The 11,587-nt window shown below is 30.0% G+C and carries 12 protein-coding genes and 1 pseudogene; all 13 read left to right on the top strand.

All coding sequences use genetic code 11. The features are described from left to right. The first annotated feature begins 87 nt into the window (after positions 1-87). Complete coding sequence (locus tag ACLVEP_RS12170) at positions 88-822, top strand: hypothetical protein (RefSeq protein WP_412585150.1); 735 nt, start codon at positions 88-90, stop codon at positions 820-822. Between the two features lie 36 nt (positions 823-858). Next, on the top strand, positions 859-1,527 hold the full coding sequence (gene cmk / locus ACLVEP_RS12165) for a (d)CMP kinase (RefSeq protein WP_318001296.1): 669 nt from the start codon (positions 859-861) through the stop codon (positions 1,525-1,527). A gap of 1 nt (position 1,528) precedes the next feature. Beyond that, positions 1,529-2,833 carry a ribosome biogenesis GTPase Der gene (gene der / locus ACLVEP_RS12160; protein ID WP_412585149.1) on the top strand — a complete coding sequence of 435 codons (1,305 nt, stop codon included), beginning with the start codon at positions 1,529-1,531 and terminating at the stop codon, positions 2,831-2,833. Between the two features lie 169 nt (positions 2,834-3,002). Then, the gene (locus ACLVEP_RS12155; RefSeq protein ID WP_412583945.1) at positions 3,003-4,310 is read left to right on the top strand and encodes an IS4 family transposase; all 1,308 of its coding nucleotides are present in this window, start codon (positions 3,003-3,005) and stop codon (positions 4,308-4,310) included. 221 nt (positions 4,311-4,531) lie between these two features. Then, positions 4,532-4,774 (top strand): stage VI sporulation protein F, encoded by a 243-nt coding sequence (locus tag ACLVEP_RS12150; protein ID WP_318001349.1) that lies wholly within the window; start codon positions 4,532-4,534, stop codon positions 4,772-4,774. A gap of 146 nt (positions 4,775-4,920) precedes the next feature. After that, positions 4,921-5,421 carry a YceD family protein gene (locus ACLVEP_RS12145; RefSeq protein ID WP_318001350.1) on the top strand — a complete coding sequence of 167 codons (501 nt, stop codon included), beginning with the start codon at positions 4,921-4,923 and terminating at the stop codon, positions 5,419-5,421. A gap of 12 nt (positions 5,422-5,433) precedes the next feature. Beyond that, a complete protein-coding gene (rpmF, locus tag ACLVEP_RS12140; RefSeq protein WP_022002950.1) occupies positions 5,434-5,601 on the top strand; it encodes a 50S ribosomal protein L32 in 168 nt (55 codons plus the stop codon). A 177-nt stretch (positions 5,602-5,778) separates the two neighbouring features. After that, positions 5,779-6,204: a division/cell wall cluster transcriptional repressor MraZ gene (gene mraZ / locus ACLVEP_RS12135; RefSeq protein WP_412585147.1), complete on the top strand. Its 426-nt coding sequence runs from the start codon at positions 5,779-5,781 to the stop codon at positions 6,202-6,204. An 11-nt stretch (positions 6,205-6,215) separates the two neighbouring features. Next, positions 6,216-7,151, top strand: coding sequence for a 16S rRNA (cytosine(1402)-N(4))-methyltransferase RsmH (gene rsmH / locus ACLVEP_RS12130; protein WP_412585146.1), 936 nt, complete (start codon positions 6,216-6,218; stop codon positions 7,149-7,151). Continuing rightward, complete coding sequence (locus ACLVEP_RS12125; protein WP_318000205.1) at positions 7,148-7,435, top strand: hypothetical protein; 288 nt, start codon at positions 7,148-7,150, stop codon at positions 7,433-7,435. The genes rsmH and ACLVEP_RS12125 overlap by 4 nt, the downstream gene beginning before the upstream one ends. Further along, the gene (locus ACLVEP_RS12120) at positions 7,435-9,585 is read left to right on the top strand and encodes a penicillin-binding protein (RefSeq protein WP_412585145.1); all 2,151 of its coding nucleotides are present in this window, start codon (positions 7,435-7,437) and stop codon (positions 9,583-9,585) included. The genes ACLVEP_RS12125 and ACLVEP_RS12120 overlap by 1 nt, the downstream gene beginning before the upstream one ends. A 181-nt stretch (positions 9,586-9,766) precedes the next feature. After that, positions 9,767-11,074 carry an IS4 family transposase gene (locus ACLVEP_RS12115; RefSeq protein WP_412583945.1) on the top strand — a complete coding sequence of 436 codons (1,308 nt, stop codon included), beginning with the start codon at positions 9,767-9,769 and terminating at the stop codon, positions 11,072-11,074. A gap of 203 nt (positions 11,075-11,277) precedes the next feature. Beyond that, positions 11,278-11,587: pseudogene (locus tag ACLVEP_RS12110) on the top strand (stage V sporulation protein D); the annotation flags it as partial.

Below are 11,587 nucleotides of genomic sequence, written 5' to 3'. Positions count from 1 at the left end.
TTAAAAATAAATATATTCAAGAAGCTTAGGCTTCTTTTATTTTTTTATAATCATTATTATGTTATAATAGCATGGGATGGTGGGAAAATGACGTATTCAAGAGTAAAAAAATACCAAGAATTAAGAGATGGACTTAAAGAAGAAGTTGGTATTTCTAAAGAAAAATATGTTGAAACGGTTCAAACAGAGGATGACGATGATGATTTTTTATCATTTATGAAAAAAGATGATGAGGAAAAAGAAGTAAATTTAGAAGATACTTTGACTGAACCAAAGACATTTGAACAAATGAGAGAAGAAGGTTCTGCTGAACTTGATAAAGCACTTAAAAGCGCTAAAGAAACTGTTGGTAAACAGGATGAATATAATACAAGAATGGATATTTTAAATAAAATTAGAGAACCTGAAAAGCATACAATCAAAATAGATTCTGTTGAAAGCTATGCTACTGAAGAATTTGCTAAAGGAATGTTTGTAGGTAATGAAGTTGAAGAAAAGCCAAAAGAAAAAATGACTTTTATGGAAAAATTAGCAGCTATGTCACCTGAAGAAGATGCTAAAAAAGCTGAAGAATTTTTACAACAAGAATCGAATGCATTAGAAGAAAAACAAGAAGATGTTCAAGAAGAACTTGTAGAAACTATCGAAGAACCAATAGAAATATTTGAAGAAAATAATGTTTCTATAGATGAAAAAGATGAAGTAATAGAAAATAAAAAAGAAAGTAAAGTTGTTAAAATCATGAATGTGATTATTGTCATTTTAGTGATTGTTTTTGTTGCTTTACTGGGAATTATTTTATATCAAAGTTTTTTTAACTAAGGTATTCCTTAGTTTTTTTAGGAGGAGGTTTATTTTATGAAGAAAAAAATTTCAATTGCAATTGATGGACCTAGTGCTGCTGGAAAAAGTACAATTGCAAAAATGGTTGCTAAAAAAGAAAATTTCATTTATATTGATACGGGTGCAATGTATCGTTCTGTTGCATTTTATTGTATAAAAAATAAAATTGATTTGAATGATGAACAAGCAGTTGAAAAAGCAATTTCAAATATTCAAATACGTCTAACATCTGATAATAAAGTCTTTTTAAATGATGAAGATGTCAGTCTTCAAATTAGAACAGATGAAGTTTCACTTGGAGCTAGCTGTGTTTCAAAATATCAAGCTGTAAGAGCATTTTTGGTTGATGAACAAAGAAAAATGGCTGAAACAGGAAATGTTATTTTAGATGGAAGAGATATTGGAACAGTTGTTTTACCACATGCAGATTTAAAAATTTATCAAATAGCAAGTGTAGAAACACGTGCTAAGAGACGTTATTTAGAAAATAAAGAAAGAGGCTTAGAGGCTGATTTAGAAACAATCAAAAAAGAAATTGAACAAAGAGACTATCAAGATATGCATCGAGATATTTCACCTTTAAAAAAGGCGGAAGATGCTATTGAACTTGATACCTCAAATATGACATTAGAAGAAGTTGTTGATCAAGTATTAACTTTAATTAATAAAGCAAAGGAGGAATAATATGGTAGGTGTAGTAGCGATTGTTGGTCGTGCTAATGTTGGAAAATCAACGATTTTTAATCGTATGGTTGGAGAAAGAATTTCAATTGTTGAAGATGTTGCGGGTGTTACAAGAGATCGTATTTATGCAAAAGCTTCATGGCTTACTAAAGAATTCAGTGTAATTGATACAGGAGGTATTGAATTAGAAAATGCTTCTTTTACAACACAAATTAAAATGCAAGCAGAAATTGCTATTGAAGAAGCAGATGTTATTGTGTTTGTTGTCAATGGTCGAGAAGGTATTACTAAAGAAGATGAATATGTAGCACGTCTTTTACAAAAATCAAGAAAACCAATTATTTTAGCTGTTAATAAAATTGATGATAATCAATTTAGAGATTATATATATGAATTTTATGCATTAGGTGTTGGAGATCCTATTCCTGTTTCTGGTTCACATGGGATTGGAATTGGAGATTTATTAGATCAAATTATTAATCAATTAGATTTACAAGATGAAGAAACTAATGAAGATGAAATCAGTTTTTCAATTATTGGAAGACCAAATGTTGGTAAATCATCTCTTACAAATGCTATTTTAGGAGAAGAACGTGTTATTGTTTCTAATATCGAAGGAACAACACGTGATGCAATTGATACACCATTTGTTAAAGATGGACAAAAATATCGTGTTGTAGATACAGCAGGGATGAGAAAAAAAGGTAAAGTTTATGAAAATATTGAAAAATATTCGATTTTAAGAGCTTTAACATCAATTGAAAAAAGTGATGTTATTCTTGTTGTAATTGATGGTGAAACAGGAATTAGAGAACAAGATAAACATGTTGCTGGATATGCTCATGAAGCAGGCAAAGGCGTTGTCATTGTTTATAATAAATGGGATCTTGTTGATAAAGATGAAAAAACAATGCAAAAGAAACAAAAAGAAATCTATGAACAATTTAAATATTTAGATTATGCACGTATTGTTTTTACATCAGCTAAAACAGGACAAAGAGTAGATCAAATTTTCCCATTAATTCAAGAATCATATGAAAATTCTAGAAAACGTGTACAAACAAGTGTTTTAAATGATGTTTTAGTGGATGCTCAATTAATGAATCCAACAACAACATTTAATGGTGGAAGATTAAAAATCTTCTATGCAAATCAAGTGGCAGTTTGTCCACCAACATTTGTTTTATTTTCAAATGATCCACAATATTTACATTTCAGTTATAAACGTTACTTAGAAAATAGATTAAGAGAAGCATTTGGGTTTGAAGGAACACCAATTCATATTATTTGTAGAAAAAGAGACTAGAGGCAATGTCATTAAGTTAAGACTTGATGACTATAGGAGGTTTACATAAAAAGGTAGACCTCTTTTTTATTTTTGATATTGACAACACAATAAATGTATGCGGCCTATTATCAATTTCTTTTATTGATAATAGGCCTATTGTTTATAGATATCGTCGGAGGTACTTATTATGGACAACTATAAACATTTAAAAAATATTTTATATCACATCATTGATGATATGAATAATTCACGTTCTCTTTTTTGTGAAAACCCTGATACTGATTTTATTCGTTCTCGTAAACTTGATTTCAAAACAACCATCTCTTCTATCCTTTGTATGGAAAATGGTTCTTTAAAAGATGAACTCTATAAATTTTTTGATTACTCTTTGACTACTCCTACTTCTTCTGCCTTTGTACAATCTCGAAGCAAAATTAAAATGGAAGCTTTTCTTCATATCTTCAATACCTTCAATACTGAAACATATGATGAAAAGCTCTTTAAAGGTTATCGCCTTTTAGCTGTCGATGGAAGTGAACTTCCTATCGATAATACTTTTCAAGACGGTGAAACAACTGTTAGAAACTGTAATAAATATGGCAAATCATATAGTGCTTTTCATTTAAATGCTTCCTATGATTTGTTGGAATGCACTTATGATGACCTTATCATACAAGGTCAGGTTAAAATGGATGAAAACGATGCCTTCTGTCAAATCGTTGATCGTTATCGAGGTAATAAAGCTATCTTTATCGCCGACAGAGGTTATGAATCCTATAATGGTTTTGAACATGTTGTAAAGTCCAATAATAAATATCTGATCAGGGTAAAAGATATTCATTCAAAAACAAGTATGGTCAGATCATTAGGACCATTTCCTGATGAAGAATTTGACTTAGATGTAAGCAGGGTCCTTACATTAAAAAATACAAAGATGGTAATGGCATGTCCTCATTACTACAAATGGTGTCCTAAAAATATGAGATTTGATTATATGTCCAAGGATAATCCATGGTATGAATTCAATTGCAGAATTGCAAGATTTAAAATCACTGAAAATACATATGAATGCATCATTACTAATCTGGACAGAGATGAATTTCCTATAGATGATATCAAAGAACTCTACAATAAACGTTGGGGGATTGAAACATCTTTCAGACAGGTGAAGTATGCCATTGGATTGAACGCACTTCATTCAAAGAAAAGAAAACTTGTCCAGCAAGAAATCTATGCTCGACTTACACTTTACAATTTAACACAAAGAATTGTTCAAAAAATAAAGATACCAAAGAAAAAAAGAAAATATACATATCAGGTAAACTTTACAAGAGTATGCCATTTGATAAGAAAATTTCTAAACAAAAAAGATGGAAAGAATCCATCTTTAGAGAATCTGATAGTTAAAGAGATCCTGCCAATCCGACCCGGTAGATCCCACGAGCGAAATGTCAAATCAAAAACATTTGTCCATTTTAACTACAGATTTGACTAGTCGAAAAGATTATATAACAATAATGCAATAAAAACGAGAATATTTTTAAAAAGTCATGAAAATGACACTTTTTTAGCTACAACAAAATAAAAATCAGAAGAATCTATCTGATTGATATTTCTTCTGATTGAATTTATGTCATATTAACTTAATGACATTGGACTAGAGGTCTCTTTTTTTAACATTTGTTATTTTTTTACATAGTATATAGTGGTGATAGTATGAAGGATAAGGATTTACTTGTAGAACGTGTTTCTAAAAAAACAAATGTGAAAAAGGAAGATATTTTTAAACTTGCTAATGATTTACAAAAGAAAGATTTGAATAATGAAAGGGATATGAGAGATTTTATTCAAACAGTAGCAAAGGTGACGAACCAATCTTTAGATCAAAGGAAGATTGATAAGTTAATTAAAATCATGCAAAACAAGGATGTTTTAAATGATGTTGAAAAAATGATTTAAAATAGTGTTGATTTAGTTAAAGTTTTTGTTATAATGGAGAAGAACTTCATTATAAAGTGAAAAATGTTGTTTTAGGCCATTTTTAGATTGACTTATGATGTGAGTTTCTATATAATAGATTTTGCGGTTATGGAAAGGTGATTAATATGAAGTATAGTTTGCAGTGGATTATTAAACACAAAGGAACATTTGATTTTGAAGAAGAGATAACTTTTCCATGTGAAATGTTTGAAAAGTATGCTCATATTAACGGCCTTAAAGACGTCATCGTCTCAGGTACCGGGAATCTAGATACAAGAGATAAACGATTATATGTTGATTTAAATATTAAGGGAACAATGATTCTTCCGTGTGCGTTAACGTTGGAAGATGTTGATTATCCATTTGATATCGATTCGACGGAAGTATTTTCATTTGAAAAGCCTGATCCGCTTGAAGACGTTCATGAAGCTAAAAAAGATGTTGTTGATTTTACTCCAGTCGTATTTTCAAACATCATGTTAGAAGTTCCTATGAGGGTCGTAAAAGATGATGCTAATATCAAGGAATCAGGTAAGGGTTGGAAGATACTCGATGGTCAAGAGGATAAGAATGAAGAATACATTGATCCAAGGTTAGCAAAATTGAAAGATTATTTTAAACAATAGGAGGATATAAAGATGGCAGTACCATTTAGAAGAGTTTCTAGTACAAGAAGAAATAAAAGAAGAACACATGATAAATTATCTGCACCAACTTTAGTTGTATGTCCAGAATGTGGAGAATACAAAATGTCTCATAGAGTTTGTAAACATTGTGGAACTTACAAAGGTGTAAAAGTAAAATAAGAAAAAGGTCACCCAGAAGGGTGATTTTTTTTATACTTTTTTATTCACAAAAAATTGTGAACTATACAATTTTATTCACAGCTATTTATTGAACAAGTATATTAAAAAGTATATAATAGTGGTACGAAGTGGAATAAATAGCATAAAAGTGGAACAAAGTGGGTGATAAGTGTGTTCATGGGTGAATATAAGCATACGATTGATGCAAAGGGACGTTTGACGATTCCATCTAAGATTAGAAATCAATGTCAAGGGTCTATTTATGTTACTCGTGGACTTGATGGTTGCCTTGCTTTTTATACAAAAGAAGAATGGGATCCATTTTGTAAAAAACTACTTTCATTACCTTCTAATAAAAAAGATGTTCGTAAAGCTATTCGTTTTACCATTTCAAGTGCATGTGAATGTGAATTTGATAAATTAGGAAGAATTAATATTCCTACAAATTTACGTACTTTAGCACATTTAGAAAAAGAATGTGTTGTTATTGGAGCGGGAAATCATGGTGAAATATGGTCACTAGAAAGATGGAACGAATACTATAATGACAATCAAGAAAGTTATGATGATATTTTAGAATCTTTAGATGATTTTAGTTTATAGGAGGCTTTTGAATGTTCAACCATGTTACAGTTTTATTAAATGAAGCAGTTGAAGGATTGAATGTCAAACCAGATGGTATCTATGTAGACTGTACACTTGGAGGAGCTGGTCATTCAAGTTTAATTTTAAAACAGTTAACAACAGGCCATTTGTACTGTTTTGATCAAGATATTCATGCAATTGAAGCTGCAAGAGAAAGATTAGAAAAAATAGGGAATCAATTTACGATTATCCAATCCAATTTTAAGAATTTAAAAAATGAACTCCATCTTCGTGGTGTAGAACATGTAGATGGAATTTTATTTGATTTAGGAGTTTCATCACCTCAATTCGATGATGGGGCTCGTGGTTTTAGTTATAACTATGATGCAAGATTAGATATGAGAATGAATCAAGAGGCATCTTTGGATGCACATTATATTGTTAACCATTATAGTTATGAACAACTTGTAGAAATATTATATAAATATGCAGATGAAAAATTTGCTAAACAAATCGCTAGAAGAATTGAAAAGGAAAGAGAAAGTCATTCTATTGATACAACTTTTCAACTTGTAGATATTATTAAAGAAGCAATTCCTGCTTATGCAAGAAGAAAAGGTGGTCATCCAGCAAAACGTACTTTTCAAGCACTTAGAATAGCGGTTAATGATGAATTAAATGTTTTTGATATTGCTTTAAAAGATGCTTTAGATCTTTTGAATTTAAATGGGAGAATATCGGTTATTACTTTCCATAGTTTAGAAGATAAAATATGTAAATATACATTTAATGAAGTTTCTAAATTAAAAGATGTTCCCAAAGGATTACCAGTTATTCCTTTAGAAATGCAACCTAAATTTAAATTGGTTAATAGAAAACCAATTATTGCATCAGATGATGAACTTACTCATAATCATCGTGCACATTCAGCAAAATTAAGAGTTATAGAGAGGGTTATTTTATGAAAAAAAGAAAGACAGGATTTGAATCTTTTGCACAAGTGTTTTTAATTGTAACAATTGTTGTTTTTGTTTTTGGAATTATTATGGTTAAATCAGTTGAATCTTCATATAATAGAACTATTCAAAAATTACAAAGTGAAATTGATACACTCGAATCAGATGTAGATAGCTTACAAATGCAAAAACAAGAATTAGTTTCATTTAATCGTGTTGCTGAAGTAGCAACTTCTAAAGGATATACTTATCAAAATGATGCAACAGCATCTACAACAGGAGCTCAACAATAATGAAGAAATATACAAGTGCAAAAGTAACGGGCATTATTTTTGCAGTGATTATTTTTTCTTTGGTTGTTAATATTTTATATTTAGGGGCAACGGGTAAACACTTGATCAGTGGAGAAAACATTGCCTCTTTTGCAAAAAATAGAAGTAAAAAAGAAGTTGTTGAATATGCTCAAAGAGGGCAAATTTACACAAGTGATCATGAAAAAGTTGCTGTAAATGTCAAAAAGTATAAAATTGTTTTAGTGCTTTCATCTCAAAGAACGGGTTATGGTAAAAAAGCTGCATATGTTAAAGATATTAATAAAACAGCGAGTCAAATTGGACCTATTTTAGGAATGGATGTTAATGAATTGACTCAAAAATTACAAAAGGCTAAAGATGAAGGACGTTATCAAATAGAACTAGGAACAAAAGGAAATAATCTTTCAGCAGCTACGAAAAAACAAATAGAAGACTGTAAACTAACAGGAATTGAATTTGTGGAGTCTAATTCTAGATATTATCCTTTAGGGGATTTTTGTAGTTATGTTGTAGGGTATGCTAAGAGTTATAATGATCAAAGTGTTAAAAAAATGGTTGGAGAAATGGGCTTAGAGTTATCTTATGATAAGCAATTAAAAGGTAAAAATGGTTATAAGGTTTATCAAACAGATGCTAATGGTTATGCTTTAGTAGATGGTACTTTAAGAGAAAAAGATCCAACAGATGGTAATGATATTTATTTAACGATTGATAGTAATCTACAAAGAAATTTAGATTATATGATGTCTAAAGCTTATAGTGAAAGTGGTGCAGAAGTTGTTACTGCTGGCGTGATGGAAATAAAAACAGGTAAAATTTTAGCGATGTCAACGTATCCATCGTTTAATCCTAATGAAAGAAATATTTCAACGTTTAATAATTATTTTTTAGAAGGAACAATTGAATGTGGTTCAGTCTTTAAACCATTTATTTATGCTGATTCAATTGAAGAAGGTAAGTATGATCATAATGCTTATTATAATTCAGGAAGTTATAATGTTTATTATGGAAATAAACTTGTAACAACTATTAAAGATCATAATGGTGGTCAAGGTTGGGGAACGATTACATATGATCAAGGTTTATATCATTCAAGTAATGTGGCTATTTGTAATTTGTTAGATAAGGGCTATGTAACAAAAGATGTTTTAACGGAAAAATTGAATGATTTAGGCTTTTTCCAAAGTGATACAATGGATGGACTTACATGTTCTGCATCAATTAATGCTTATACAAGAAAAAATGCTGGAAGACTAGAATATTTAACAACAGGCTTTGGACAAGGATCGACAGTAACACCTTATCAATTGTTAAAAGCATATAGTGTTTTTGGAAATGATGGAAAAACAGTTCAACCTCATGTTGTAGATAAAATTGTAGATCCTCAAACAAATAAAGTTGTTTATCAAGCTACTCCAAAGTATTCAAAACAAATCTTTTCAACAAATACAATCAATCAAGTAAAAGATTTAATGTTAGGTGTCATAGAAGATGAACAAGGAACAGGTAAAACTTATCGTTTAGATAATGGTGTTCGTATGATTGGTAAAACTGGTACTGGACAAGTTGTTGAAAATGGTGGTTATAGTACATCTTTATATATGCATTCTTTTGTCGGAATTGCCCCATATGATGATCCGCAAGTTGTCATGTTTTTAACTTTTAAATCAGGGGATTCTTATGCACAATATATGCCAAATATTGTTAAACAAACAATGAATGAAGCAATTCAAATTGTTAATAGATATAATGTAAAAAATACAAATGCCCTTGATCAAAGTTATACATTGGACTCATATACAAATCAATCTGTTAATTATGTAAAATCTAAATTAGAATCAAAATCATTTAATGTTCAAGTTATTGGTAATGGAAGTTCTGTGATTGAACAATATCCACTTGCTAAAAGTAAAGTTACTAGTGGAGATAAGATTTTTATTAAAACAGAGGGCAAAGATATAACACTTCCTAATTTAGTTGGATGGTCTAAAAAAGAAGTACAAACTTATGCATCACTTGCTGGTATTCAATTAACACTTGATGGTACAAATGGTCATGTAACTGCACAAAGTATAGGTGAAAATACGATTATTCATAGTGGTGATAGTTTAACTGTAGCAATATCTTAAAAGAGGAATGATTCCCAATGTCATTAAGTTAAGACTTGATGACTATAGGAGGTTTACATAAAAAGGTAGACCTCTTTTTTATTTTTGATATTGACAACACAATAAATGTATGCGGCCTATTATCAATTTCTTTTATTGATAATAGGCCTATTGTTTATAGATATCGTCGGAGGTACTTATTATGGACAACTATAAACATTTAAAAAATATTTTATATCACATCATTGATGATATGAATAATTCACGTTCTCTTTTTTGTGAAAACCCTGATACTGATTTTATTCGTTCTCGTAAACTTGATTTCAAAACAACCATCTCTTCTATCCTTTGTATGGAAAATGGTTCTTTAAAAGATGAACTCTATAAATTTTTTGATTACTCTTTGACTACTCCTACTTCTTCTGCCTTTGTACAATCTCGAAGCAAAATTAAAATGGAAGCTTTTCTTCATATCTTCAATACCTTCAATACTGAAACATATGATGAAAAGCTCTTTAAAGGTTATCGCCTTTTAGCTGTCGATGGAAGTGAACTTCCTATCGATAATACTTTTCAAGACGGTGAAACAACTGTTAGAAACTGTAATAAATATGGCAAATCATATAGTGCTTTTCATTTAAATGCTTCCTATGATTTGTTGGAATGCACTTATGATGACCTTATCATACAAGGTCAGGTTAAAATGGATGAAAACGATGCCTTCTGTCAAATCGTTGATCGTTATCGAGGTAATAAAGCTATCTTTATCGCCGACAGAGGTTATGAATCCTATAATGGTTTTGAACATGTTGTAAAGTCCAATAATAAATATCTGATCAGGGTAAAAGATATTCATTCAAAAACAAGTATGGTCAGATCATTAGGACCATTTCCTGATGAAGAATTTGACTTAGATGTAAGCAGGGTCCTTACATTAAAAAATACAAAGATGGTAATGGCATGTCCTCATTACTACAAATGGTGTCCTAAAAATATGAGATTTGATTATATGTCCAAGGATAATCCATGGTATGAATTCAATTGCAGAATTGCAAGATTTAAAATCACTGAAAATACATATGAATGCATCATTACTAATCTGGACAGAGATGAATTTCCTATAGATGATATCAAAGAACTCTACAATAAACGTTGGGGGATTGAAACATCTTTCAGACAGGTGAAGTATGCCATTGGATTGAACGCACTTCATTCAAAGAAAAGAAAACTTGTCCAGCAAGAAATCTATGCTCGACTTACACTTTACAATTTAACACAAAGAATTGTTCAAAAAATAAAGATACCAAAGAAAAAAAGAAAATATACATATCAGGTAAACTTTACAAGAGTATGCCATTTGATAAGAAAATTTCTAAACAAAAAAGATGGAAAGAATCCATCTTTAGAGAATCTGATAGTTAAAGAGATCCTGCCAATCCGACCCGGTAGATCCCACGAGCGAAATGTCAAATCAAAAACATTTGTCCATTTTAACTACAGATTTGACTAGTCGAAAAGATTATATAACAATAATGCAATAAAAACGAGAATATTTTTAAAAAGTCATGAAAATGACACTTTTTTAGCTACAACAAAATAAAAATCAGAAGAATCTATCTGATTGATATTTCTTCTGATTGAATTTATGTCATATTAACTTAATGACATTGGAATGATTCCTCTTTTTTTTCATAATTTGTAGTGGTGAGATTTATGTTGTTTCAACAATCTATCAATAAAATTAAGATCATTAAAATTTGTATTTATCTTATTGTTTTAGCTCTTGTTTTTAAAGTAGGGTATATTCAAATCATTGATCGTAAAAATATTTATGATAAAGCATTAGAGTCTTGGCAAAGATCTTTTCCAGTACAGGCTAATAGAGGAAAAATCTATGATCATAGTGGAAATGTACTTGCAACAGATCTTACAACTGCTTCTTTAGTTGTGGTACCGAGTCAAATTAAAGATCAAGCAACAACAGCTTTAAAGTTAAGTGAAATTTTAAATGTGGATGTAGATG

The organism is Faecalibacillus sp. (genome assembly GCF_047023275.1).
GTDB lineage: Bacteria > Bacillota_I > Bacilli_A > Erysipelotrichales > Coprobacillaceae > Faecalibacillus.
The sequence above is the reverse complement of the archived record's forward strand: the minus strand, read 5'-3'. Positions and strand labels throughout refer to the sequence as shown.

Excerpts from the sequence above, each read along its gene's own strand:
- ACLVEP_RS12170 (WP_412585150.1), top strand. The coding sequence starts at position 88 with ATGACGTATTCAAGAGTAAAAAAATACCAAGAATTAAGAGATGGACTT.
- cmk (WP_318001296.1), top strand. The coding sequence starts at position 859 with ATGAAGAAAAAAATTTCAATTGCAATTGATGGACCTAGTGCTGCTGGA.
- der (WP_412585149.1), top strand. The coding sequence starts at position 1,529 with ATGGTAGGTGTAGTAGCGATTGTTGGTCGTGCTAATGTTGGAAAATCA.
- ACLVEP_RS12155 (WP_412583945.1), top strand. The coding sequence starts at position 3,003 with ATGGACAACTATAAACATTTAAAAAATATTTTATATCACATCATTGAT.
- ACLVEP_RS12150 (WP_318001349.1), top strand. The coding sequence starts at position 4,532 with ATGAAGGATAAGGATTTACTTGTAGAACGTGTTTCTAAAAAAACAAAT.
- ACLVEP_RS12145 (WP_318001350.1), top strand. The coding sequence starts at position 4,921 with ATGAAGTATAGTTTGCAGTGGATTATTAAACACAAAGGAACATTTGAT.
- rpmF (WP_022002950.1), top strand. The coding sequence starts at position 5,434 with ATGGCAGTACCATTTAGAAGAGTTTCTAGTACAAGAAGAAATAAAAGA.
- mraZ (WP_412585147.1), top strand. The coding sequence starts at position 5,779 with ATGGGTGAATATAAGCATACGATTGATGCAAAGGGACGTTTGACGATT.
- rsmH (WP_412585146.1), top strand. The coding sequence starts at position 6,216 with ATGTTCAACCATGTTACAGTTTTATTAAATGAAGCAGTTGAAGGATTG.
- ACLVEP_RS12125 (WP_318000205.1), top strand. The coding sequence starts at position 7,148 with ATGAAAAAAAGAAAGACAGGATTTGAATCTTTTGCACAAGTGTTTTTA.
- ACLVEP_RS12120 (WP_412585145.1), top strand. The coding sequence starts at position 7,435 with ATGAAGAAATATACAAGTGCAAAAGTAACGGGCATTATTTTTGCAGTG.
- ACLVEP_RS12115 (WP_412583945.1), top strand. The coding sequence starts at position 9,767 with ATGGACAACTATAAACATTTAAAAAATATTTTATATCACATCATTGAT.